Annotated in this window: 21 protein-coding genes, 1 other RNA gene and 1 pseudogene; 11 read left to right on the top strand and 12 right to left on the bottom strand. The window is 62.6% G+C overall.

Going from position 1 to position 25257, the window contains the following annotated elements:
* Nucleotides 1-71 precede the first annotated feature (71 nt).
* Nucleotides 72-1121 (top strand): annotated as a pseudogene (locus ASC80_RS17275) (alpha/beta fold hydrolase); the annotation flags it as partial.
* Nucleotides 1122-1162: 41 nt separating this feature from the next.
* Here ASC80_RS17275 and ASC80_RS17270 read toward each other — a convergent pair.
* The 4 genes from ASC80_RS17270 to pyrE form a co-directional block, all read right to left on the bottom strand.
* Complete coding sequence (locus tag ASC80_RS17270; protein WP_056299781.1) at nt 1163-1933, bottom strand: DUF2865 domain-containing protein; 771 nt, start codon at nt 1931-1933, stop codon at nt 1163-1165.
* 183 nt (nt 1934-2116) lie between these two features.
* Nucleotides 2117-3004 (bottom strand): ketopantoate reductase family protein, encoded by an 888-nt coding sequence (locus tag ASC80_RS17265; protein ID WP_056299778.1) that lies wholly within the window; start codon nt 3002-3004, stop codon nt 2117-2119.
* Between the two features lie 12 nt (nt 3005-3016).
* Complete coding sequence (locus tag ASC80_RS17260) at nt 3017-4462, bottom strand: sodium:proton antiporter (RefSeq protein WP_056299766.1); 1446 nt, start codon at nt 4460-4462, stop codon at nt 3017-3019.
* 106 nt (nt 4463-4568) lie between these two features.
* Entirely contained in the window at nt 4569-5132 is a 564-nt protein-coding gene (gene pyrE / locus ASC80_RS17255) for an orotate phosphoribosyltransferase (RefSeq protein ID WP_056299765.1), read from the bottom strand.
* 110 nt (nt 5133-5242) lie between these two features.
* Here pyrE and ASC80_RS17250 point away from each other — a divergent pair, with 110 nt between their 5' ends.
* Nucleotides 5243-5869: a glutathione S-transferase family protein gene (locus ASC80_RS17250; protein WP_056300921.1), complete on the top strand. Its 627-nt coding sequence runs from the start codon at nt 5243-5245 to the stop codon at nt 5867-5869.
* Nucleotides 5870-5899: 30 nt separating this feature from the next.
* On the opposite strand, the gene ASC80_RS17245 is transcribed toward ASC80_RS17250, so the two are convergent.
* The 3 genes from ASC80_RS17245 to ASC80_RS17235 all read right to left on the bottom strand — a co-directional run bounded on the left by ASC80_RS17245 (nt 5900) and on the right by ASC80_RS17235 (nt 10979).
* Complete coding sequence (locus ASC80_RS17245; RefSeq protein WP_056299762.1) at nt 5900-6610, bottom strand: glutathione S-transferase family protein; 711 nt, start codon at nt 6608-6610, stop codon at nt 5900-5902.
* A gap of 115 nt (nt 6611-6725) precedes the next feature.
* The gene (polA, locus tag ASC80_RS17240) at nt 6726-9803 is read right to left on the bottom strand and encodes a DNA polymerase I (protein WP_056299759.1); all 3078 of its coding nucleotides are present in this window, start codon (nt 9801-9803) and stop codon (nt 6726-6728) included.
* A 114-nt stretch (nt 9804-9917) separates the two neighbouring features.
* Nucleotides 9918-10979, bottom strand: coding sequence for an acyltransferase family protein (locus ASC80_RS17235; protein ID WP_056299757.1), 1062 nt, complete (start codon nt 10977-10979; stop codon nt 9918-9920).
* A gap of 192 nt (nt 10980-11171) precedes the next feature.
* On the opposite strand from ASC80_RS17235, the gene ASC80_RS17230 reads away from it, so the two are divergent.
* From ASC80_RS17230 to ASC80_RS17220, 3 genes are all read left to right on the top strand, one after another.
* Nucleotides 11172-12479, top strand: coding sequence for a UDP-glucose dehydrogenase family protein (locus ASC80_RS17230; protein WP_056299755.1), 1308 nt, complete (start codon nt 11172-11174; stop codon nt 12477-12479).
* Nucleotides 12480-12688: 209 nt separating this feature from the next.
* Nucleotides 12689-15166, top strand: a complete 2478-nt coding sequence (gene hrpB, locus ASC80_RS17225) for an ATP-dependent helicase HrpB (protein ID WP_056299754.1) — start codon at nt 12689-12691, stop codon at nt 15164-15166.
* A gap of 140 nt (nt 15167-15306) precedes the next feature.
* Nucleotides 15307-15843 carry a TIGR02281 family clan AA aspartic protease gene (locus ASC80_RS17220; protein WP_056299751.1) on the top strand — a complete coding sequence of 179 codons (537 nt, stop codon included), beginning with the start codon at nt 15307-15309 and terminating at the stop codon, nt 15841-15843.
* Between the two features lie 155 nt (nt 15844-15998).
* Here the strand turns inward: ASC80_RS17220 and ASC80_RS17215 are convergent, their stop codons facing one another.
* Complete coding sequence (locus ASC80_RS17215) at nt 15999-16601, bottom strand: DUF938 domain-containing protein (RefSeq protein ID WP_056299749.1); 603 nt, start codon at nt 16599-16601, stop codon at nt 15999-16001.
* A 145-nt stretch (nt 16602-16746) separates the two neighbouring features.
* Here ASC80_RS17215 and ASC80_RS17210 point away from each other — a divergent pair, with 145 nt between their 5' ends.
* Nucleotides 16747-18246, top strand: a complete 1500-nt coding sequence (locus ASC80_RS17210) for a phosphomannomutase/phosphoglucomutase (RefSeq protein ID WP_056299745.1) — start codon at nt 16747-16749, stop codon at nt 18244-18246.
* Between the two features lie 260 nt (nt 18247-18506).
* Here ASC80_RS17210 and ASC80_RS17200 read toward each other — a convergent pair whose 3' ends face one another.
* The 4 genes from ASC80_RS17200 to ASC80_RS17185 all read right to left on the bottom strand — a co-directional run bounded on the left by ASC80_RS17200 (nt 18507) and on the right by ASC80_RS17185 (nt 21505).
* A complete protein-coding gene (locus ASC80_RS17200) occupies nt 18507-19013 on the bottom strand; it encodes an Lrp/AsnC family transcriptional regulator (protein ID WP_056299741.1) in 507 nt (168 codons plus the stop codon).
* Nucleotides 19014-19101: 88 nt separating this feature from the next.
* Nucleotides 19102-20052, bottom strand: a complete 951-nt coding sequence (locus ASC80_RS17195; RefSeq protein WP_056300918.1) for a sugar kinase — start codon at nt 20050-20052, stop codon at nt 19102-19104.
* 87 nt (nt 20053-20139) lie between these two features.
* Entirely contained in the window at nt 20140-21078 is a 939-nt protein-coding gene (nudC, locus tag ASC80_RS17190; RefSeq protein WP_056299738.1) for an NAD(+) diphosphatase, read from the bottom strand.
* Nucleotides 21079-21082: 4 nt separating this feature from the next.
* Nucleotides 21083-21505 carry an HIT domain-containing protein gene (locus ASC80_RS17185; protein ID WP_056299735.1) on the bottom strand — a complete coding sequence of 141 codons (423 nt, stop codon included), beginning with the start codon at nt 21503-21505 and terminating at the stop codon, nt 21083-21085.
* Between the two features lie 266 nt (nt 21506-21771).
* Between ASC80_RS17185 and ffs the strand changes: the two genes are divergently transcribed.
* From ffs to ASC80_RS17165, 5 genes are all read left to right on the top strand, one after another.
* An RNA gene (gene ffs, locus ASC80_RS23245) (signal recognition particle sRNA small type) lies at nt 21772-21868 on the top strand.
* 120 nt (nt 21869-21988) lie between these two features.
* The gene (locus ASC80_RS17180; protein WP_056299733.1) at nt 21989-23842 is read left to right on the top strand and encodes a DNA polymerase III subunit gamma/tau; all 1854 of its coding nucleotides are present in this window, start codon (nt 21989-21991) and stop codon (nt 23840-23842) included.
* A 21-nt stretch (nt 23843-23863) separates the two neighbouring features.
* A complete protein-coding gene (locus ASC80_RS17175) occupies nt 23864-24184 on the top strand; it encodes a YbaB/EbfC family nucleoid-associated protein (protein WP_056299730.1) in 321 nt (106 codons plus the stop codon).
* A 1-nt stretch (nt 24185) separates the two neighbouring features.
* A complete protein-coding gene (gene recR / locus ASC80_RS17170; protein WP_056299728.1) occupies nt 24186-24791 on the top strand; it encodes a recombination mediator RecR in 606 nt (201 codons plus the stop codon).
* A gap of 92 nt (nt 24792-24883) precedes the next feature.
* A complete protein-coding gene (locus tag ASC80_RS17165) occupies nt 24884-25255 on the top strand; it encodes a hypothetical protein (protein ID WP_200941214.1) in 372 nt (123 codons plus the stop codon).
* Nucleotides 25256-25257: the final 2 nt, after the last annotated feature.

The raw sequence follows: 25257 nt of genomic DNA, 5'->3' as shown, positions 1-25257 counted from the left end.
CCTCCCGAACCGGAACGGGAGCGCAACGTTGCGCCGGGATTCCGGCAGGGAGTGAACAGCAGGAGCAGGGCATGAAGCCTTTTCGCGTCACGGCGGCGATCGTTGGTGCCATCACACTTGCATGCAGTGCGGCGTGGGCTGCTGATTATCCGGCACCCAAGACCGGCGACTGGATCGCCAAGGATTTCAAATTCCATACCGGCGAGGTGATGCCGGAACTGCGGCTGCACTACACGACGGTGGGTGAACCATCCGGCCAGCCGGTGGTGGTGCTGCATGGCTCGGGCGGCTCTGCTGCCAGCATGTTGACGCCGGCTTTCGCCGGTGAACTGTATGGCCCCGGCCAGCCGCTCGACGCCACGAAATACTACATCATCATTCCAGATGCGATCGGCCACGGCAAATCGTTGAAGCCGTCCGACGGGCTGCGAACGAAATTTCCGCAGTACAACTACGACGACATGGTTGATGCCCAGTATCTGCTGCTCACCGAAGGGCTTGGCATCAAGCATGTTCGCATGATCATCGGCAATTCGATGGGCGGGATGCAGACGTGGATTCACGGCGAGAAGCATCCGGACTTTATGGACATTCTGGTGCCGATGGCCTCGCAGCCGACTGCGATGGCAAGCCGCAACTGGATGCTGCGGCGGATGATGCTGGAAACCATCCGCAGCGATCCGGACTACAAGGACGGCAATTATACCACGCAGCCGCGCTCGCTGAAAATTGCCAACGTGTTCTTCGGCCTCGCCACCAGCGGCGGCTCGCTTGCCTACCAGAAGCTGGCGCCGACCGCCGAGAAGGCCGACAAACTGGTCGACGATCGTCTGGCCCTGCCGATCAAGGCCGACACCAACGACTATCTGTATCAATGGGGATCGTCGCGCGACTATGACGCCTCGCCGAATCTCGAACGCATCGCAGCAACGCTGCTGGCGATCAATGCCGCTGACGACGAGCGTAATCCGCCGGAGACCGGCATCATGGAGCGCGAGCTCAAACGGGTGAAGAACGGCAAGCTCTATCTCATTCCGGCGAGCGAAAGCACGCGCGGCCACGGCACCACGGCGCAGGCAAAATTTTACAAGCAGCAACTGAAAGAGGTGCTGGATACGGCGCGCAACGCGCGATGTAGCGCGCACCGGCACGACGCGCACTATCAATCGATGGCGGCGCGTTTTTCGTTCGGAGAGATGATTCTCGGTGCGGCGGTTGGCGGCGGCAGTGTGGCTTCGCCAAGCGCGCCGGTGGTCTCGGGCGCCGTTGCCTCAAGATCGTCGGGAATGGTTGCGCTGACCGGCGCGACCTTCATCTCGCCCAGCCGCGCGCGGATGTCGGCCGTCAGCCCGGGATAGTCGTTGACCGGGGTGAACTCCGCAGTCCGATCATTGCCGATATGGACCCCGGTATAGGCAACGAGTCCGCTGGTGGTCGCCACGATGTCGCCGGGGCGAAGCGTGGTGTCGAGCGACAGATCGACCGGCGCAAGCCCGGCTGGGTCGCGGCCGTTGCAGGTACAGTCGGCTTTCAACGCCTTGCGGTAGGCAAAGGCGTTGGCCATGTCGGGATAGCGCTCGCCTGCGGTGGTCACCGCGCGCTCGATGGTCGAGCCTGAAAAGACCTTGGTGCCACTGGCCGGGCAAAACGCCTGGCAAGTCTGGGCCGCACTGGCGCCGCGTACCGTGATCGGAAAATAGCGGCCATCGCAGGTGCGCACGCAATACACCGCATAGCGTCCGCCATTCGCAACCGGTGGTGCTGTCGGCGCGACGGAGGGGTCGGCGAAGGCGTTGGCGACGGGTGGTGCGTTTTGGGCGGGCTGGGTTCCGCCAAACAGAAAATCGAGGAATCCGGCGGCCGCCGCTTGGGGGGCAAGCGCCAAAGGCACGGTCAGCATGAATGCGAGGACGAGCGCGATGCGGCGCCGCATCGGCGATTGGCGCAACTCCTGACGCAACACGGACCCACCCCACGCAACGGACGCAACGCGTACATTCGCCAGAGTTCTCAGCGACTCCGGCAATACGGTGACCTTAGTGCGGGATGGTAAACGCGCGGTTAGGATACGGCCATGACGAGAAGGTGCGGCGCATGTTTGCTAGCCGCGGAGTGACTAGCGCGCTTCGCGCGCCTTGACCATTGTCTGAAGCGTCAGGTTTACCGGCGTTGGAATTTTGAGCTCCGCGCCCTGGCGTACGACATAGCCATTGAGGTGCTCGATCTCGCTCGGCCGGCCACGCGCGAGGTCCTGCGCGGTCGAGGAATACTGATTCGGCATCGTGGCGGCGAGTCCCAATACCGTGTCCGTGATGTTCGCGGGAAGCGGAATCCCCAATGTGCGGGCAACGATGGTGCACTCGTTCACGGCGGCCCGCATCACCTCGGAGACGCCCGGCACCTCGAGCAGAGGACCGTAGGGAAGCTCCGCGACCGCCGACAGGGCGTTGTAAGCGCAGTTAGTCGTGAGCTTCACCCAGAGTTCATTGACGACGTGTGCCGAAACCGTGGTTGGGATCGCGGCGTCGGAAAACTGCTTGGCGATGTCCGCGCTTGCGGGCGACGCGCCGATGATCAGTTCGCCCCGTCCGTGATGCCTGACATGGCCGGGGGCTGTCATCTCGACGGCGACATAGACGGCCGCGGGAACGGCAACGGCCTTAATGAGAGGCTGTAAACGTTCGGCATTGTCGACGCCGTTCTGCAAGCACAGCACGGTTGCGCCCGGCTTGAGGTGAGGGGCGATGGATTGTCCGGCGGATTCGGTGTCGGTCGATTTCACGCAGAACAGCACCACTTCCGCGCCTGTCACGCCCGCCGCTTCTGTGGTCGCCAGCGCTGGAATGTGCTCTCGCGTGCCGCCGCTTTCGAAGATCAGGCCATGCTGCGTGATGGCGTCGACATGCGCCGGCCGCGCGATCAAGGTGACTTCGTGACCGGCACGGGCGAGGCGCGCGCCGAAATAACATCCGACAGCGCCCGCACCCATGACGGCGATCTTCATGTGTGCGACCCCTCAGAAGAACAGGAAAGTCGCCAGAATGAAGGTCGGGATCAGCACCAGCCCCGACCACACCATGTAGCCGAAGAAGCTCGGCATCTTCACGCCGGCCTGCCGTGCGATGGCGTAGACCATGAAGTTCGGCGCGTTGCCGATATAGGTGTTGGCGCCCATGAACACCGCGCCCGACGAGATCGCCGCCAGCGTCGCTGCCTGCACTGTCATCAGCACCTGCGGATCACCGCCGGCAAGCTGGAAGAACACCAGATAGGTCGGCGCGTTGTCGAGGAAGGACGACAGGCCGCCCGAGAGCCAGAAATAAGCCGCTGCATTGTTGCTGCCGTCGGGGTTGGTCACCAGCGCGAGCAATGGCGCGAACGGGCCGTGCGTGCCCGCCTGCAGCATCGCCATCACCGGCACGATGCAGATGAAAATGCCAGCGAACAGGATCGCCACTTCCTGGATCGGTCCCCAGCTGAATCCGTTGGCGTCGCGGTCCTTCTTCGGCGTCAATGCAACCGACGCCATGGCGCTGATGACGAAGATCGCGTCGCGCAGCAGGTCTTGCAGCTGCAACTCCGCGCCGGCGATCGTGAACGAAATACCCGGCTTCCATCGCGCGCTCATCAGGATCGCAGCGATAACAACCGCGAGCAGAATGAAGTTGATCTTGCCGTGAATCTTTAGCGGTGAGTCAGGCGTCGGATCCTTCGGATATCCATGGACGCGATCAAGCCGGTGGCAATAGAGGTCGATTGCAGTGAACACCGCGAGCACGATGGCGGCAACCGTCAGCGTTTCCAGCCACAGGTGCTGCGTGGTCCAGAAGAAGTCGACGCCCTTGAGGAAGCCGATGAACAGCGGCGGGTCGCCGAGCGGCGACAATGACCCGCCGATATTGGCGACAAGGAAGATAAAGAACACCACGACATGCGCGTTGCGGCGCCGGTCGTCGTTGGCGCGGATCAGCGGCCGGATCAGGATCATCGCGGCGCCGGTGGTGCCGACGATGCTGGCGAGCACTGTTCCGACTGCGAGCAGCACCGTGTTGGTGAACACGCTGTTGTGCAGGTTGCCTTCGACATAGATGCCGCCGGCGATGGTGAACAGCGCCAGCAGCAGCAGGATGAAAGGCATGTATTCAAGCAGCGCGGTGTGCGCGAGTGCGGTGGTGGCAGTGTGCAGATCGATGCTCGCGAACAACGGCAGCACGATCAGCGCCGCCCAGACGGCGGTGAATTTACCGAAATGATGCTCCCAGACATGCGGGTAGAACACCGGGCCGGTCGCGATACAGAGCAGAATACCGACGAATGGCAGCGCCCACAGCATCGACAGCTCGCCGCCGTCGAGCCCCTCCGCGGCGAAGGCCGGAGCCGGAACAATCAAGGCAATAAGCGCCAGCGTGGCTGCGAGCAATATCGGCGCGCGGCATCGCGCCGCATAAGAAAGACCCGTCATCAATTGTCCCCGGTGGTCGCACATTGCAATCGGATTTCGGCTCGGATTTCGGCAATGATCGGTGCCAAGATCGTGCGCTGTGTCAACCCCCGGAATAGTCGCACAATCAGGAGCGGAGGAATTCCCCGGCCTTGTAGAGCGAGCGGAACGGTATTTTTGCCGCTGCGAACGTCTCCGCCGCGCCCTCGTCGCGGTCGACCATGGTGAACACCAGCGCGACCTCGCCGCCGGCATCGCGCACGGCGTCCACCGCCTTGATGGCGGAGCCGCCGGTGGTGGTGACGTCCTCGACGATGACGATACGCTTGCCCGCGAGTGTCTCGCCCTTGGCAAGTCCTTCGACCGCAAGCCGCGCGCCATGTTCCTTGGGTTTCTTGCGGACGAAGAATGCCGCGATCGGCGCGCCCCTCATCCACGACAGTTGCGCGATCGCGCCGGCCAACGGTACCGCACCCATTTCCAGCCCGCCGATATAGTCGATGCTGTCGCCCTTCAGTGCGTCGAGCGACAGCTCCGCGAGCAGCGCCGCGCCTTCTGGGTCGAGCATGGTCGGCTTGAGGTTGAAGTAAAAATCGCTCTTGCGTCCGGAGGCGAGGGTGATCTCGCCGCGTCCGAACGAGCGCGTGCGGATGATCTCGGCGAGACGAGCGCGGGAGGCGGGGTTGGACACGGGCAATCTCTTCGGTGCGGGGAATTTGGCGGAATTTAGCGCCCGCGGCGTGGACATTCCAGAGCCGATCGCGCACCGTCAACAGCGCAAGACCAATATAGGGAATGGGAATGACGATCGAACTTCACACCTGGAATACGCCCAACGGTCGCAAGATCAGTGTCGCTCTGGAAGAAATGGGACTGCCCTACACGGTGCATCCCGTGAATATTTCCAAGGACGAGCAATTCAAGCCGGACTTCCTCAGGATCAGCCCGAACAACAAGATTCCTGCCATCGTCGACCCGGACGGGCCGCATGGCAAGCCGGTCAGCATTTTTGAATCCGGCGCGATCCTGCTCTATCTCGGCGAGAAGACCGGCAAGTTCCTGCCGAAGGATTTCGGCGAGCGAATTCCGGTGTGGGAATGGCTGATGTGGCAGATGGGTGGCTTCGGTCCGATGCCGGGCCAGGTGCACCATTTCATCGCGCTGGAGAACGAGCAGGACCGCCGCTATGGCCTCGCGCGTTACTCCAAGGAGACGCGGCGGCTCTACGGTGTGCTCGATCGCCGGTTGAAAGATCGCGAATTCGTTGCGGATAAATTGTCGGTCGCGGACTTCGCCATTCTCGGCTGGGCATGGCGGCACGAGCGCCACAAGGTGCCGCTTGCTGATTTCCCCAATGTCGAACGCTGGTACGCCAACCTGATGGCGCGGCCGGGGGTGAAGCGGGGATTCGACGTGAAGCTGGGGTGATCCTGCGGCGTGCTTTTCGTCACGCTGCAATCAAGGCTGAGGCCGGGACGGGATGACCAAGCCACGTTGCACGGCCGGTCGCGCGAGGCAGCGGTCCAGCCAGACCGGCACGTGCTTCAGGTTGTCGAATTCGACCAGTTCGCGGGCCTCGTAGAAGCCGATCAGGTTGCGCACCCAGCCGAGCATTGAAATATCGGCGATGGTGTAGCCGTCGCCCATGATCCATTGACGGCCGTCGAGCCGCCGATCGATCACGCCGAGCAGGCGCTTCGACTCGCTCACGTAGCGCTGAAGCGGGCGCTTGTCCGCGTATTCCTTGCCCGCGAACTTGTTGAAAAATCCAACCTGCCCGAACATCGGACCGACGCCGCCGATCTGAAAATGGACCCACTGAATGGTCTCGATCCTGCGCGCGGAGTGGGGCGGAATGAACTTGCCGGTCTTGCCGGCAAGGTAGTCGAGGATAGCTCCCGATTCGAAGAGTCCGAGCGGCCTTCCGCCGGGACCGTCGGGGTCGAGGATCGCCGGAATCTTTCCATTCGGATTGAGCGACAGGAATTCGGGCGTCTGCTGGTCGTTCTTTCCGAAATCGACCAGATGCGCCTCATACGGCAGTCCGATTTCCTCGAGCATGATCGAGACTTTCACGCCATTCGGTGTCGGCAGCGAGTAGAGTTGCAGCCGGTCGGAATGTTTCGGCGGCCAGCGTTTGGTAATTGGAAATGCGGAGAGGTCAGGCATGTGGGCGATGTGCTCCCGCTATAGCGTTTTCGAGCGAGGTGGATACCGGTTCGCATAAAGAAACGCGTCAAGGACTCCAGGCGCGTCTCGAAGGACTAAGCCGATTTGAGATAATCTAGTGCGCCTCGTCCCAATTGCTGGCGGCGCGGGCATCGACATGCAGCGGCACTGACATGGCGACCGCCGGGAACGGCGCGTCCTCCATCACCTTCTGAATCACCGGCAAGGTTCTCTCGACTTCCTTGTCGGGCACCTCGAAGATCAGTTCGTCATGAACTTGCAGCAGCATCTGCGCCGATAGCGTTTTCTCGGCGAGCGCGTCATCTATCCGGATCATGGCGCGGCGGATGATGTCTGCGGCAGTGCCCTGCAGCCGCGCATTGATTGCGGCGCGCTCGTTAAAGGCACGGATCGATGCATTGCTTGCCTTGATGTCCGGGTAATGACATTTGCGGCCGAACAGCGTCTCGACATAGCCATGCTCGCGGCAGAAGTCGCGCGTCGCATCCATGTAGGCGCGGATGCCGGGGAATCGCTCAAAATACTTCTTGATGTAGGCGCCGGCTTCCTCGCGAGGAATGCCGAGCTGGTTGGCGAGGCCGAACGCCGAGATGCCGTAGATGATGCCAAAATTGATCGCCTTGGCGCGGCGGCGGATTTCAGCCGGCATATCCTTTATCGGCACGCCGAACATTTCGGAAGCGGTCATCGCATGAATGTCGAGGCCGTCCTTGAACGCCTGCTTCAGTGTCGGAATGTCGGCGATCTCGGCGAGCAGCCGCAATTCGATCTGAGAGTAATCCGCTGATACCAGTTTGTGACCGGGCGTCGCGACGAAAGCCTTGCGGATCTTGCGGCCTTCCTCGTTGCGCACCGGAATGTTTTGCAGGTTCGGTTCGTTCGACGACAGGCGGCCGGTCGTCGTCGCCGCCAGCGCGTAGGTGGTGTGAATGCGGTGAGTCTGCGGATGGACATAGGCCGGCAGCGCGTCTGTGTAAGTCGATTTCAGCTTCGACACCTGCCGCCAGTCGAGAATTTTGCGCGGGAATACGTGGCCTTCGTCGGCGAGGTCTTCAAGGATTGATGCCGATGTCGACCACGCGCCGGTCTTGGTTTTCTGTCCACCGGGCAGACCCATTTTTCCGAAAATGATGTCGCCGAGCTGCTTCGGGCTGCCCGGGTTGACCGGCTCGCCGGCGAGTTCCTGAATTTCCGCTTCGAGGCGAGCGGCAGTCTGGGCGAATTCGCCCGACAGCCGCGACAGCACCTGGCGGTCGATGGTGATGCCACGCCGCTCCATCTGCACCAGCACCGGCACCAGCGGCCGCTCCAGCGTTTCGTAGACGGTGTTCATCCGTTCGGCGATCAGGCGCGCCTTCAGCACCAGCCAGGCCCGCAGAATGACGTCGGCGCTCTCGGCTGCGTATTCGGTCGCGCGTTCGAGCGTAACCTGATCCAGCGAAATCCTGTTCTTGCCGGTGCCGGTCACGTCGGCCGTGGCGATCATCGTGTGACCAAGCAAGCGCTCGGCCAGCGTATTGAGGCCGTGGCCGCTGCGCCCGGCATCAAGCACGTATGACATCAGCTCGACATCGTCGATGGTGCGCACCGTCACGCCATGCTGGGCAAGCAGCACGGTGTTGAACTTGATGTTGAAGCCGGATTTAAGCACGGCCTCGGTTTCGAACAGTGCGCGCAACGCGTCGAACACCTTCGTCGCCTCGATCTGGCCGTCGGCGAGCCCGCCGGAGAACAGATCGGAATCGCCGGCTTTCTTGTGGCCGATCGGGATGTAGCAAGCCTCGTTGGGCCGAAGCGCCAGCGCCACGCCGCAGATGTCCGCCTGCATCGGATCGTCCGATGTCGCCTTCACGTCGATCGCGACATGGCCGAGGTCGTGGGCGCGCGCGATCCAGACCTTGAGGTCGTCATGGGTGCGGATGATGACGTATTTGCTGCGATCGAGCGGTACCTTGAGCGCGCTCGCTGCACGGGCTTCCGCGAGGGCTTTGGGCGTGAGGGGACCTGCCGCCTTGCCGTTCGCGCCCGGTCTGCCGCCCGCGGCGGACGACGGCGACATCGTGCCTTTGGCGCGGGCGTCGGGCTCGCCGCCGAGTGATGGCGTTTCCGGTGAATCGGCATCGGGTGTCGAGCGCGCGAACTCGCTTTTCAGCTTGTCGTCGGCGGTGACATCCGCCGGATCGATCTGGGCGTATTCGGCGACGCGCCTCGTCAGCGTGGTGAATTCCATCGCCTTGAGAAATGAAATCAGCTTGCGCGAATCCGGTTCATGCACGGCAAGCTCATCAAGCGGGACGTCGAGCTTGACGTGATCGTCGAGCAGCACGAGGCGGCGCGAAATCCGCGCTTTCTCGGCGTTCTCAATCAGCGCCTCGCGGCGTTTCGGCTGCTTGATCTCGCCCGCGCGAGCCAGCAGCGTCTCGAGGTCGCCATATTCATTGATGAGTTGCGCCGCGGTCTTGATGCCGATGCCGGGCACGCCCGGCACGTTGTCAACGGAATCGCCGGCCAGTGCCTGCACTTCGACCACCTTCTCGGGCGGCACGCCGAATTTCTCGATCACCTCGGGAATGCCGAGGCGACGATCCTTCATGGTGTCGTACATGCTGACGCAGTCGGTGACGAGCTGCATCAGGTCCTTGTCGGAGGAGACGATGGTGGCGGTAGCGCCGCGCTCGCACGCCTCACGCACATAGGTTGCGATCAGGTCATCGGCCTCATAGCCGATCTGTTCCAGACACGGCAGGTCGAACGCACGCACCGCCTCGCGGATCAGCGCGAACTGCGGAATCAGATCATCCGGCGCCGGCGGGCGCTGCGCCTTGTATTGCGGGTAGAACTCGTTGCGAAATGTCTTCTCGGACTTGTCGAAGATGATAGCGAGATGGGTCGGCCGGTTGTCCGGCGGCATGTCGCGCATCAGCTTCCACAGCATGTTGCAGAAGCCGAGTACGGCGTTGACCTGCAAACCGTCGGACTTGCGGTTCAGCGGCGGCAGCGCGTGATAGGCGCGGAAGATATAGCCCGAGCCGTCCACCAGAAAGACATGGTCGCCCTTGCCGGGGAGATTGACCCCGGCGGGCTTGGCGGCGGCAGGTTTTGCAGTCGCCGCCTCGGCAGCGGGCTTTTTGGGGGCGGCTTGTTTGGCGGGCGGTGCGGGCTTTTTCGACATGGCGGCAACTTAAGGATTTTAGCCGCGATTGACAGCCCTTCGCATGGCAGATGCGCACGGGATTTTTCGCGATGGCCGGGGTTGACCCGGCCACCGACACTGATGGGATATGCGCTACTCCGCCGCCTGCAGAGCGACGCGGTGCTTGTTCGGCGCGATCCAGAACATCGCCGGCCGTTCGAACAGGAAGTTCAGGCCGGCGCGCCGCGCGCCCCACCACATCGCCAGCGCGCCGAGTACGCCCATGGCGGTGACGATCATCGCGATCACGCCGATATCGGTGACGATACCGGTTTTCAGCAGCAGGGTGCGGGTGATCGCCATCGGCAGGAAGAAGGCGAGATAGATCACGATCGAATGTTCGCCGCAGAAGCGCAGGCCACCGAGCCAGCCCTTCCGCGCCAGCAGCACGCCGGTGGTGATGATGGCGCATGCACCCGCGAAGCCGAGTGCCAGAGAGATGATGGGCAGGGTGCTGACGCCGGCGAACACCAGCGTTGCATTGACGATACCCCACAATGCCAGCCCGCCGAGCGCGAGAAGAGGCCATGCCCGGGCACGATCCGCCATTGCGAACACATAGCTCGCGAACAGATAGCCCGAATAGAAGTAGACGAAGCGTGCGGCGAACTCGTCGATGACCGTCCAACCGGTGGCAATATGTGACATTTCCAGCGCAGCGCCGACGAACCAGATCGCTGCCGCCGGAACACGCAGCGTTGCCTTGGTGACGACAAAGAAGATCGGCAACAGATAGATGAACCATAGCGTGCCGAACGGCTCGATGAAGGATTCGAGATACATGACACCGACGTGACCCCAGCCGCCTTCGGCCGCCATGCCCGGCGCTTTGAAAGCGAACTGGATCGTCACCCACAGGATATAGAAGTAGGCGAAATGCATCACCTTGCGGTCGAGATAAGTGCGCCAGTCACGGTTAATGACGCGGGCCAGGAACAGGCCGGAAATGAGGAAGAAGTCGGGCATCCGGAATGGGCGGGCGAATTCGACCACATGATGCATGAAGCCGGTTTTTCCGGCCGCCAGTTCAACGCCGAGCGTCGAGTGCATCATCACCACCATGATGATGCAGATGCCTTTGGCATAGTCGACCCAGTCGATGCGCTCGGAAGAGGCATTCGGCGCGGCGATGGTCGCTGTCTCGTTACCGTTCATGGCTGTCCCGTTTCAGGATGGTTGCGCCCATTATCGGGGCGAAGGGGTTTCCGTCCCCTTTATTCATCCAAATGTTATGCCAGTATTCCCGCCATGATCCGGTTTCCGTTCCGCCTTGAAACGCGCTAAGACCCGCGCGAAAGTCGCGCAAATCTCACCCATCCCGTTAACCAACTCAGGACAGGTTTTTGCATGCGAATTGCCATGATCGGCTCGGGTTACGTGGGGCTGGTATCCGGCGCCTGCTTTGCGGATTTCGGTCACCGGGTGACCTGCGTCGATACCGATGCGAGCAAGATCGCGGCGCTGATGCGCGGCGAGATTCCGATTTTCGAACCCGATCTGGATCGCCTCGTTGAAACGTCGGTGAAAGCCGGGCGGCTCGATTTTACTACAGATCTCGCGGGTCCGGTTGCAGAGGCCGACGCAGTGTTCATTGCTGTCGGCACGCCGTCGCGTCGCGGCGACGGTCATGCGGATTTGAGTTACGTCCACGCAGCGGCGCGCGACATCGCAGCGGCGCTGAAGGGCTTCACTGTCGTCGTTACCAAATCGACCGTCCCGGTCGGCACCGGCGACGAGGTCGAGCGCATCATCCGCGAGACCAATCCGCAGGCCGATGTGGCGGTGGCGTCCAACCCGGAGTTCCTTCGCGAGGGTGCGGCGATCCGCGACTTCAAGCATCCCGATCGCATCGTGGTCGGCACCAGTGAGGAACGCGCGCGAAAAGTTCTCGGCGAGGTCTATCGCCCGCTGTATCTCAACCAGGCGCCGATCATGTACACGGCGCGGCGCACTGCCGAACTGATCAAGTACGCGGCCAATGCTTTCCTCGCTACCAAGATCACCTTCATCAACGAGATCGCGGACCTGTCGGAAAAGGTCGGTGCCGACGTGCAGGAAGTTGCGCGTGGCATCGGCCTCGACAACCGCATCGGTTCGAAATTTCTCAACGCCGGCCCTGGCTTCGGGGGCTCATGCTTTCCGAAGGACACCCGTGCGCTGGTGAAGACGGCGCTCGATCACGATGTGCCGCTGCGCATCGTCGAGGCGGTTCTTGCCGTCAACGATAACCGCAAGCGGGCGATGGCGCGCAAGGTCTCCGCCGCGCTCGGCGGTAGCCTGCGCGGCAAGACCGTTGCGGTGCTGGGACTCACCTTCAAGCCGGAAACCGATGACATGCGCGAGGCGCCGTCGATTCCGCTGGTGACGGGATTGCTCGATCTCGGCGCGAATGTGCGTGCTTACGATCCGGTCGGGATGGATCTGGCGAAGCACGAGTTGCCGGACATCGAATATTGCGAGGATGCCTATGCCTGCGCCAAGGGTGCGGACGCCATTGTCATCGTCACCGAATGGGTTCAGTTCCGCGCGCTCGATCTGGCCCGGCTGAAGCGCGAAATGGCGACGCCGGTGATCGTCGATCTGCGAAATATCTACCGCCGCGAGGATATGGAAGCCCACGGCTTCACTTATGAGAGTGTCGGGCGGGGCGAGTAGTTTGCCTAAAACCCGCTCGCGCCGGCGTTGCTTCAGAACTGGGTCTTTTCTTCCCTCTCCCCGTGTGGGAGAGGGTGGCGAGGTCGAGTGAAACGAGATCGAGACGGGTGAGGGGAGAACGCTTCTCGGCCCCTTCCCCCTCACCCGGTTTCTCGCTGCGCTCGAAACCACCTCTCCCACAAGGGGACAGGGGAAGATGCGAGTGCCCATTGACGACAATATTCACCACGCCTCTTCCCATCGACGCGGTTCTTGAGGACCTGACGGCGACGCTCACGCGCAGCAACAGCGCCGTGCTGATCGCGCCGCCGGGCGCGGGCAAGACCACGCGGGTGCCGCTGGCGCTGCTCGATGCGCCATGGACGCAGGGCAAGAAGATCATTGTCCTGGAGCCGCGCCGGATCGCTGCACGGGCTGCGGCCGATCGCATGGCGCAGACGCTGGGCGAAAAGGCTGGCGAGACGGTGGGCTATCGGGTGCGCTTCGGCTCGAAGGTTTCGCGCGCGACACGGATCGAAGTCGTCACCGAAGGAATTTTCTCGCGACAGATTCTCGACGATCCCGAATTGAACGGCGTCGCGGCCGTGCTGTTCGACGAATTCCACGAACGCTCGCTGGATGCGGATCTGGGTCTGGCGCTGGCGCGCGACACCCAAGGCGGGCTGCGCGAGGATCTGCGGATCCTGGTGATGTCGGCGACGCTCGATGGCGCGCGTGTCGCCAAGTTGCTCGGTGACGCTCCGGTCGTTGAGAGCGAAGGCCGCACCTTTCCGGTCGAGACCCGTTATCTCGGCCGCAAGCCCGACGTGCAGATCGAGCGTCAGATGGCGGACGCGATAGCAAACGCTCTGCGTGCAGATGCCGGGTCGGTGCTGGCGTTCCTGCCGGGCGCGGCGGAAATCCGCCGCACCCAGACGTTTCTCGCCGAGCGCGTGAGCGACCCGAATATCGAAATCGTGCCGCTGTTCGGTGCGCTCGATGCCAGCGTGCAGGATCGCGCCATCGCGCCGCCGCCGAAGGGTCAGCGGAAAGTGGTGCTGGCGACATCGATCGCCGAAACCTCGCTGACCATCGAAGGCGTTCGCATTGTCGTCGATTCCGGCATGGCGCGGGTGCCGCGCTATGAGCCGGACATCGGCCTGACGCGGCTCGAGACCATCCGGGCCTCGCGCGCGGCGGTCGATCAGCGTCGCGGCCGTGCCGGGCGCACCGAGCCCGGCGTCTGCTATCGGCTGTGGGATGAGCCGCAGACGGCAGCATTCGAGGCATTCACACGGCCGGAGATTTTGTCCGCCGATCTGTCGTCGCTGGTGCTCGATCTCGCCGAATGGGGTGTCAGCGATCCGGCGACGCTGGCGTTTCTCGATCCCCCGCCGCTGCCAGCGTTGACCGAGGCGCGCGCGCTGCTGCACGAACTCGATGCGCTCGATGATGTCGGTCGCATCACTGCCGAAGGAAAAAGCCTGCGCGCGCTGGCACTGCCGCCGCGTCTGGCACGGATGATCGTGGATTCGCATCGGCTCGGAGCGGGCGACGAGGCTGCGTCGATCGCCGCGGTTCTTACCGAGCGCGGGCTTGGTGGCGACAGCGCCGATCTCGACACGCGGCTCGATCAATTCCGGCGCGACCGTTCGCCACGCGGGGCGAGCGCGAGGCAAATGGCGCAGCGCTGGGTTGCACAAGTGCAAAAGAGTTCTGTGCGAGAGCAGGGCGCGGAAGGACTGTCCACGGGCTCGATTCTGGCGCTCGCCTTTCCCGATCGCGTCGCGCGCAATCGCGGCAAGGGCAGTTTCACCCTCGCCAATGGGCGCGGAGCCAATGTCGATCAGGCGTCCGGTCTGGCGCGTGCGCCCTATATCGCCGTCGCCGAACTGACCGGCACCGCGGCGGCCGGCCGCATCCTGCTGGCGGCGCCGATCACGCAAGCCGAGATCGAAACGCAATTCGCCGCGCATATCCAGACGCGTGACGAGATCACGTTCGACCGCAACGCGATGGCACTGCGTGCGCGGCGGCGGAAAAAACTTCACGCCATCACGCTGTCCGAACAGACTTTGGCGCTGACGCCGTCGGCGGAGACAGCGCGCGTACTGGCGGATGGCCTGATCGCTGCCGGTCTCGACCGCCTGCCATGGTCGAAAGCACTGAAACAATGGCGCGACCGCGTGATGTTTTTGCGCGCGACGTCTCCTGATGAGTGGCCCGATCTGTCGGATACGGGACTTGCGGAGGCGCATACCGATTGGCTGGTGCCGGCGCTGTACGACAAAACCTCGCTCGCCGACTTCTCCGTTGCCGATATGTCCGATGCGCTGATGGCGCTGGTGCCATGGAACCAGCGGGCGCAACTCGATCGCGAAGCGCCGACCCATTTCGAGGCGCCGACCGGCACCGCGGTGCCGATTGATTATGAAGCCGAGGAAGGCCCGAAGATTGCCATTCGTCTTCAGGAGTTGTTCGGACTCAACGTCCATCCCTCGATTGCCCGTGGTAAGCTGCCGCTGGTGGTGGAGTTGCTGTCGCCGGCGCATCGTCCGGTGCAGGTGACGCGTGATTTGCCCGGTTTCTGGCACGGCAGTTACGCCGCAGTCCGATCCGATCTGCGGGGCCGCTATCCGCGGCACCCCTGGCCGGAAGATCCCGCCAATGCTGCACCGACGCGGCGGGTGAAACCGCGCGGAACCTGATGCGCGTCGTTGCCCGGCACGTGAATTAACCTTTTGCTTACCCTTTTCGCCCAAACACGAATTTGTCGCCTCATTGGCCGCCGCGATGTCAGGCCGGTGTGGTCAACTTACCGGCGTGATCAAGAGCGGGCGTGAGCGTGATGCGTAGCATTATGATAGTCGCGGCGATTCTGGCGGTGCTCGGCACAGCCATGGCCCAGCTGGCGGACCGAATGACCGACGCCAGGGCCGAGACCACGGCCGCGCAGCGTGCGAAATCGATGAACGCGTTCGCATCGATGCAATCGGATGTACCGCAAGCCGGCACCCGCAATCTCGTCATTCCGCGCGATCGTCGGGGTCATTTTCAGACTGACGGGCGGATCGACGGCCAGCGTATCGGCTTCATGGTCGATACCGGCGCATCAGTGATCGCACTCAATGAAACGTCCGCGGCGCGGATCGGCGTGCGGCCCTCGCGCAGCGATTACAATGCCATGGTTTCCACAGCCAATGGAACGATCAAGGCGGCGCGCACGCGGCTGGCGATGGTCGATGTCGGCGGTCTGATCGTGCGCGATGTCGATGCCATGGTCCTGCCCGACGAGGCATTGTCGGAAAATCTACTCGGTCTGTCGTTTCTCTCGAAGCTCAAGCGCTTCGAGTTTGCCAACGGCAAGATGATTCTCGAACAGTAAGCAGCATCCCGACCGGGTCGTCATGCGCGAGCTTGACCCCCATCCATCAGTTTTGAGGTTGGGATGGCCGGGACATAGGCGAGCGAAAGCGACGCCGTTTTTCGAACGGCTATGCCCGGCCATGACAGTTCCAGAATCTTTTCTGCCTCTGTGCTTCACTCCCGCCGAAACACCACGCTCAGATTGTTTGCCGGCATCGTCGTGATCGACGGTACGGAAAACCCGGCGTCACCGGCTGACGCGGCGACGTCGTCGAGATGACGGATTCCCCATGCCGGATTGCGCGCCTTGAGGCTGGCGTCGAAGGCCTCGTTGCTGGGCGCGGTAACGACACCGGTCTGGATATACGGCCCATACAGATAGAGTGGCGCGCCAACGGGTAACACTTTCGCCGCGCCGCGCAGCAGGCCGAGTGTCGCCGCCCATGGCGAAATGTGGATCATGTTGATGCACAGAACTGCGTCGGCCGCTACTACCGGCCAGTCATTCGCGGTGACATCCAGCATCAATGGAGGGCGGATGTTCGGAGCGCTGACGTCCGCAGTCCAGGCTGCGATGCTGCGCAATGCGCTGGCATCGGGGTCGGTCGGCTGGAAGGTCAGCCCGGGGAGGGCTTGAGCGAAATGCACGACATGCTCGCCGGAGCCGCTGGCGATTTCGAGCACAAGGCCTACGGGCGGCAGCACGCCGCGCAGGACATCGAGAATGGCATCACGGTTGCGCAGAGTGGCCGGAGCCTGAAGGCGATCGTCGGTCATGTCGTTCCTTGCCGGTGGATGCCGCGTGGCGCTGCCAAACTGCCGCAATTCACCTCTAAAGCCGATGGTCCCGCCTTTCCACAGCGCATGGCATTCGCTAAAGCTGATGGAACTTGAACCAATTCTTTTTTACGAGGCGATTTGAATGTTTCCCAAGCCGAAACCTGCGCTGGTTCCGAACACCTATGCCTACGAATCCGAGCCGATGGTCAAGGCCACCGGCTTTCGCGAATACGACGCGCGGTGGCTGTTCGGCAAGGAAATCAACCTGATGGGAATTCAGGCGCTGGGCATGGGGCTCGGCACCATGATCGGCGAGATGGGCGCGAAGCAGGAAATCGTCACCGCCCATGATTTTCGCGGCTATTCCGCCTCTATCAAATACGCACTGATCTCCGGCCTTCTGGCCTCGGGCTGCAAGGTCCATGACATCGGCCTGGCGGTGACGCCGATGGCTTATTTCGCGCAGTTCGATCTTGACGTGCCGTGCGTCGCGATGGTCACCGCCTCGCACAACGACAACGGCTGGACCGGCGTCAAGATGGGCGCCAATCGTCCGCTGACCTTCGGGCCGGATGAGATGACGCGGCTGAAAGAGATCGTGCTCAATGCCGATTTCAAGCTGAAGCCGGCTGGCGGCTACCAGTTTCATGAGAACTTCCCGGCGCGCTACATCGCCGATCTCACCAATCGGCCGAAGCTCAAGCGCAAGCTGAAAGTCGTGGTTGCCTGCGGCAACGGCACCGCCGGCGCGTTCGCGCCGAAGGTAATGGAAGCGATCGGTTGCGAAGTGGTTCCACTGGATACCGAGCTTGATCACACCTTCCCGAAGTACAATCCGAACCCGGAAGACATGGAGATGCTGCACGCGATCCGCGATGCGGTTCTCGAACACAAGGCCGATGTCGGCCTCGGCTTCGACGGCGACGGCGACCGCTGCGGCGTGGTCGATAACACCGGCGAGGAGATTTTCGCCGACAAGGTCGGCGTGATGCTGGCGCGCGACATGTCGGCGATCCACAAGAATGCCGAGTTCGTGGTCGACGTGAAGTCGACCGGTCTGTTTGTCACCGATCCGGTGCTGCAGAAACAAGGCGCGAAGACAACCTATTGGAAGACCGGGCACTCCTACATGAAGCGCCGCACCAACGAGTTGAAGGCGCTGGCGGGCTTCGAGAAGTCGGGGCACTTCTTCTTCAATGCGCCAGTGGGGCGTGGCTATGACGACGGTCTGGTGTCGGCGATCGCGATTTGCGAAATGCTCGATCGTGCCTCGGGCAAGACAATGGCGGACCTGAAGAACGCGCTGCCGAAAACCTGGTCGTCGCCGACCATGTCGCCGCATTGCGAGGACGAAGCCAAATACGGCATCGTCGAGCAGGTGGTGAAGCATTTCGAGGATGTGAAGGCGAAGGGCGGCAAGGTCGCCGGTCAGCCGATCCGCGACCTTGTCACCGTCAATGGCGTTCGCGTCACCTGCGAGGATGGCAGCTGGGGTCTGGTGCGCGCGTCGTCCAACAAGCCGGAGCTCGTGGTCGTCGTTGAAAGCCCGGTGTCCGAACAGCGGATGCGCGACATGTTCGAGGCGATGGACAGCGTGCTGCGCACTCATCCCGAAGTCGGCGAGTACAATCAGAAGATCTGACGGCGTTCTTTGGCTGAAGTGAAGGCGAGATAGGGTCTGCGGTCTGTCATGACCGGCCATAGCAGTCGCAGACTGCGTAAACTTGTCTGCGTGCCGGGCAGCGCACGCACGCCCAGGGCCGCGGTGGCGATCAGGATGATCAGAAAAACCTCGGGCGAGATGCCAAAGTCCGCAGCTGCCGGCTGGCTGCCAGCCGTCCGCGGCCATGCCTGGAGCAAGGGCGTGCCAGATCGGCCGAAACAGAAAAATTCTTCGCTGCGTCAGGCTACCGCGGGTACCGGGAGCGCGGTGACCGACTTGATTTTTTCCATCGCGAAACGCGAAGTGACGTTCTTCAATGCGACGGCGCTGATGAGCTTTTTGTAGAAAACGTCGTAGCTCTGCATGTCCGCGACCACGACGCGCAGCATGTAATCGACGTCGCCGGCCATGCGATAGAACTCCATCACTTCTGGCATGGCGCTGACGGCGTCGGCGAATTTCTTCAGCCAGGCGTCCGAATGGTCGCCGCTTTCCACCGAGACGAACACCGTGATGCCGAGGCCGATCTTGTTCTGGTCGACCAATGCGACCCGGCGCAGGATGATGCCTTCGGCCTCCAGACGCTGGATCCGCTTCCAGCACGGCGTCGAGGACAGGCCGACCCGGTCGCCGATTTCGGCAACCGACAGCGATGCGTCATCCTGCAGGACAGTCAGGATCTTGCGGTCGATGGCATCGAGGCGGCGATGGCTCTCAGCAGGGGGCGCCACAGCTAAGTCGGTCATTAGAAGAACTTTCTTCCATAAATAGGGCCAGGAAGCCTGATATATAGAAAAAACTTCTAGCGCAAGTTGAATGTCTCCAGCGAACCGGTCATGCCAGCCGCAGGGCGGGGCTTTCCTGCAAAAGCGCTTCAACTTCAGTGCGTTGCGGAGAGGCGAAAGCGCCGCCGAACCGGGTGCATTTGAGCGCCGCCGCCGCCGAGGAAAAGCGCATGGCGCGTTCCAGCGGCTGTTTCTCGGCGACCGCCAGGGCGAAGGCGCCGTGGAACACGTCACCAGCCCCCAAGGTGTCGACGGTATGGACCGGGAACGACGGCAAATGGTGAGGTTGGTGCTCCTTGTCCAGCCACAGCATGCCCTGCGCGCCATTGGTCACCGCTAGGAATGCCGGGGTCAATTCGGCGATCTTGCGCAACGCCTCGGTGTCGTCGGTGAGGCCGGCAGTGGCATGCAGCGCTTCGCTGGAGAAAACGATATGGCTGGATGCGACCAGCAGGCCCTCACGCAGCGACATGATGTAGTCGGCATCGAGGATCACCGGAATGCCGCGCGCACGCGCCTCGACGCAGACGTCGGTGACGAATTCGGCGCAGCGGCTCTCGGTCAGGATGGCATCGCAGTCCGCCAGCAACTCGTCGGGATTCGGCAACTTGACCTTCCACAGTTCCGGATCGCGATAAGTCACGATGGTCCGCTCGCCGGTCTGGTCGATCATGATGTTGGAGATCGGCGTCACCAGCCCCGGCATGTGGATCACGGCGCTGCCGTCGATGCCCTCGCGCTTCATGTCGTCGAACATGTACATGCTGGATTTTTCGCGCGCGTCGCCCATCGGGCCTGACATCAGGACGCGGCCGCCGAGGCGCGTGATCGCGACGCCGGCATTGAAGGCGTTGCCGCCGCTCAGTTCGCTGTAATGCGTCGCGCGTTTCTTGTTGCCGCGCGCCGGCAATTCATTGACGCGGAAAATGAGGTCGCGCACCGGCATGCCGATGCACAGGATTCGCGGAGGCTTGGCGGGCAGTTTGTCCTGAAAATTCATGATTGCTTCCTTCGGCCGATGACGGAACGGCGGATGGCAACTCACAGGACAATGGATGAGCGGGGATCGGGTTCCCGAATCGTGTTTTCAGGCTGTGTCCTGAACCCATTGCGCCAGAAGATGATGCGCGATTGCGACCGGATGAGGGCCGGTATGTCCGTCCGGATGATCCCTGCGCAGCATCGCGACAACATCCGCACGATCGAACCAGCGTGCGTCCTCGAGTTCATTTCTGTCGACGATGATATCCGTGGAGGTGGCGCGCGCTGTGCAGCCGATCATCAGCGATGACGGATAGGGCCATGGCTGCGTCATGTAATAGGAAACGTCGGTGCACTGGATGTTGGACTCTTCGAGGATCTCCCGGCGCACCGCATCTTCGATGGTTTCCGCCGCTTCGACGAAACCCGCGAGGCACGACCACATGCCGGCCGGGAATTGCGACTGGCGTCCGAGCAGGCACTTGTCGCCGGAGGTGACCAGCATGATGACGACGGGATCGGTGCGCGGAAAGTGCTCTGTCTTGCAACTGGGGCAATCGCGCCGCCAGCCGCCTTGCGACATCGATGTGCGAGCGCCGCAATTAGCGCAGAAGCCGTGCCGCTGATGCCACGACACCAGAGATTTTGCCATCGCGATGGTCGACAGTTCATGCGCGGGCACTTTGCCCTGCGCCGCCAGCGCGCGCAGGTTTTCGATCATGACGTCCTGGCGGCCGAGCAGGTCTTCGGCGGCTGCGGCGCTGATGCCCATGCCGAACACCGCTGCACCGTCCTTGAGCCCGAGGAAAATCGTACCGGGATTGGCGCCGAATTTTCGCGCCTCGTCGAGTGTCACCAGCGCGCGAGTGCCGTCCGGCCCCTGTTTCACCAGCAGCGAATCGCGGTGCACCACATAGGCGCGGGCGTCGCGATGACCTTCGAGTGCAAACAGCTTGTCGGAATCGGTGCGGATGTGGGCCGCGCGATCGATCGGATGTGAAACGAAGCCCGGCTGGCCGAGCGGAAAAGAAGCGTTGGTTGTCATGAGGTCAGGTCAGCCAGATCTTGCGGCGCAGGGCGCCAATGAAGGTTTCGAGTTCTTGCGGGTCGTGGTCCAGCGCCGGGACCACGCCCCAGACCGGACGCGGCCATGCGGCGTCGCCGGTGCGGCGGGCGATGATGTGGACGTGCAGTTGCGACACCACATTGCCGAGAGCGGCAATGTTGAGCTTGTCCGGCTTGGAGATGTCCCTCAGTGCCCGCGCCACGCGGTTGATCTCGGTCGTCAACTGCGCCTGCTCGACCTCGTCGAGGTCGATGATTTCGGTCGCGTTGGGCCGTCGCGGAACCAGAAGCAGCCAGGGATAATTGGCATCCTTGATGACGAGCACCCGGGACAGCGGCAGATCGCCGATGTTGACGGTGTCTTTTTCGAGCTGCGGGTTGAGCGTCCAGGAAGAAGCAGCAGACATTTTTGTTCTCGATGTTCCCGACAACCTCGCAGACCGGCATTGTCGAAACAATACCCGTCGTGCCTGGCATGGTAGCCTTGCGCAGCCCGCGTAATGCCTGCCTGTGCTGCCGGGAATCCACGGCTTTCACGCAGCCGGGAATCGGCGTGGAGAGCCGGGCGGGCCCCGATTCATGAGGATAACAGCAAGGTTTCCGGATGATAACAATGCCGCAGCCGCTGTCCGGGCGCTTGCTTTCCGCGCCCTTTGGCCCCAAATAGACGGTGGGAGATTGGCGGTGGACGAGCCACTCGCCAATCGGGTCAGGTCCGGAAGGAAGCAGCCCTAACGAGAACCGGATCGGGTCGCTCGTCAGTCTCCTACCTCTTCATCTGAGGCGCCGACTCTAGCACGCTTAAGTCCGGTGCTTCGCACCGGGGCGCGGGATCCGCGAATTATTGCTTTCGGCAATATGGCGTGACGGGACAAATCGCGGATCGTTCGATGGCCGATGCTGACAGTTCCGGAAAGACTTTGACCGCCCCGGACGAGCAGGGCGGTTTCGCGCTCGGCGCGACCGGGCCGGCCAACGGCTACCGGGTGCTGGCGCGGAAATATCGCCCGACCGATTTTGAGGATCTGATCGGTCAGGAGGCGATGGTTCGCACCATCTCCAATTCGTTCGAGGCTGGACGGATTCCGCAGGCCTGGATTCTCACCGGCGTGCGCGGCGTCGGCAAGACCACCACCGCGCGTATCCTGGCCCGCGCCCTCAATTACGAACTGTCAGACGGCTCGGTCAAAGGGCCGACCATTCACATGCCGACGCCCGGCGTGCATTGTCAGGCGATCATGGAAAGCCGTCACATCGACGTGCTGGAAATGGACGCCGCCTCGCACACCGGCATCGACGACGTGCGCCAGATCACCGACGGCGTGCGTTATGCGCCGTCGAGCGCGCGCTACAAGGTTTACATCATCGACGAGGTCCACATGCTGTCGGAGAAGGCGTTCAACGCCTTTCTCAAGACGCTGGAGGAACCGCCGGAACACGCCAAGTTCGTGTTCGCCACCACTGAAATCCGCAAGGTTCCGATCACGGTGTTGTCGCGTTGCCAGCGCTTCGATCTGCGCCGCGTCGATGCCGATGTGCTGATGACCCATCTGGCGAACATCGCGGCCAAGGAAAATGTCGAGATCGAGTCTGAAGCGCTCGGCCTGGTGGCGCGCGCAGCCGAAGGCTCGGTGCGCGATTCGCTGTCGCTGCTCGATCAGGCGATCGCCCACGCTGCAGGTCAGGTGCGCGCCGACGATGTGCGACAGATGCTCGGCTTGGCCGACCGCACCCGCGTGATCGATCTGTTCGAACATCTCGCCAAGGGTGACATCGCCAGCGCTTTCAAGGAATTCCGCGAACAGTACGACACCGGCGCCGATCCGGTGGTGGTGTTGAGCGATCTTGCCGAGTTCGTCAATTTCGTCACCCGTGTGAAAGTGGTGCCGGCGACCGCCGACAACCTTGCGCTCGGCGAGACCGAGCGCACTCGCGGCCGCGATTTCGCTGCCAAACTGTCGATGCGGGTGCTGTCGCGGATGTGGCAGATGCTGCTCAAGGGCATCGCCGAGGTGCAAAACGCGACACGTCCGCAGGCTGCTGCCGAAATGGTGCTGGTGCGCATCGCCTATGTTGCCGATTTGCCGACGCCGGACGAGGCGATCCGGATGATCGAGCAGAACGGCGGTGCATCGCCGTCGCTCGGCGGCAATGGCAACGGCTCATCGTCGCGCGCCCCATCGATGACGCAGGCGTCCGATCAGGGGACGCCGCCGCGCACCATGGTGTCGCCTTCAATGTCGCGCTCGGGTGGCGAGACGACCGCGCGGGCGCCGATGATGGCACCTGTGCAGGAACCGTCATCCAAACCGCAATTGCGGATTGCAAGTTTTGCCGAACTGGTCGCACTCGCCGGCGAGAAGCGCGATCTGCAGATCAAATCGGCGCTGGAAGCGGATATGCGTCTGGTGCGGTTCGAGGACGGGCGGCTTGAAGTCGCGCTCGAGCGCACTGCGGCGCGTTCCGTTGTCAACGATTTGTCGCGCAAGCTCGAGTTCTGGACCGGGCGGCGCTGGACCGTGATTATTTCCAATGACGCCGGCCAGCCGACCCTGCGCGCGCAAGCGCAGGCGAAAAAGGAACAGCTCACGGTCGGCGTCCATGCCGACCCGCGGGTGCAGGCGGTGATGGCGCGCTTCCCCGGCACGCAGGTAATCGACGTCCGCAGCCTCGCGCCCGAGCCGGCCGACGACGCGGCCATGGATGATGGCATCGAACCGTCCGACAACGACGACGATCTCTGACAAATTCAAGAAGGATACCGCATGGCTGATTTTCTCGGCATGATGAAGCAGGCGGCGCAACTGCAATCGAAGATGAAGGCGCTGCAGGACGAACTCGAACACGTTGAGGTCGAGGGCGTTGCCGGCGGCGGTATGGTCACCGTGCGCATGACGGCGAAGGGTGAAGCAAAGGCGGTCAGCATCGATCCGTTGCTAATCAAGGTTGAGGAGCGCGAAATCCTCGAGGACCTGCTCGTCACCGCGCATAACGACGCGCGCCGCAAGGCGGAAGCGGCGATGCAGGAGAAGATGCAGGCGCTGACCGGCGGGCTCGGTCTGCCGCCGGGATTGGGCCTCGGCTAGTATGGCTGCTGCGGTTGCCGGACCTGAAATCGAGAAACTGATCCAGTTGCTGGCGCGGCTGCCGGGCCTTGGCCCGCGCTCGGCCCGGCGCGCGGCGCTGCATTTGATCAAGAAGCGCGAGGCGCTGATGACGCCGCTGTCGTCGGCGCTGCAGGTCGCGATCGAGAAAATTCAGGTCTGTCGCACCTGCGGAAATATCGATACCCAGAACCCCTGCACGGTCTGTACCGATCCGCGTCGCGATCCATCGATCATCGTGGTGGTGGCGGACGTCGCCGATCTGTGGGCGCTGGAGCGCGCCAATGCCACCACCGGGCGCTATCACGTGCTTGGTGCTACTCTGTCGCCGCTCGACGGCATCGGCCCTCAGGACCTGACGATCGATGCGCTGGTGACGCGCGCACTTGATTCGCAGGTGACGGAAATCATCCTCGCGTTGAACGCGACGGTCGACGGCCAGACCACGGCGCACTACATCACCGATCTCTTGCAGGAGGCCGACGTCAAGGTGACGCGGCTTGCCCACGGCGTGCCGGTCGGCGGTGAACTCGACTATCTCGATGAAGGCACGTTGTCGGCGGCGATGCGGCAGCGGACGCTGTTCTGAAATCCACGAGTTGAACGATACGACAGGTCGAATAGATGCTTTCCACGTTACCCGATGCTTTTCGAGTTCCGGTACGATCCGTCGCTGCGGTCATGCTCGCATTCTGTCTGGCCGTGACGTTCGCCGCCGACGCATCGGCGCAGAAGCCGAAACCTTTGAAAGACGGTGGTGTGCTGTCCGGCGAACTGACCGCGACGCGCAGCGGGCCGCGCAAGAAGCGCGTGGTGGTCTATCAACTCACCAGCGAGCCGCGCAGCCTTCCCGCGCCCGGCGGGCTATGCAATCTCGAAACCGGGCCCGAAACCTTCCAGATCGTCACAAGCGACGCCGCCGAGGTGGCGGTGCTGAAGCCGTTCCTCGGAAAGACCGTGGTGCTGAAGGCGGAAGAACTGTCCTGCTCGAACGCGGCCGGTCAACTCAGCGATGCAATCGTCTCCAAATGGAGCCTGCTGACGAAGCGCTAAGC

The organism is Afipia sp. Root123D2, assembly GCF_001425835.1.
Classification (GTDB): Bacteria; Pseudomonadota; Alphaproteobacteria; order Rhizobiales; family Xanthobacteraceae; genus Afipia.
This window is presented reverse-complemented; position numbering and strand designations above follow the sequence as displayed.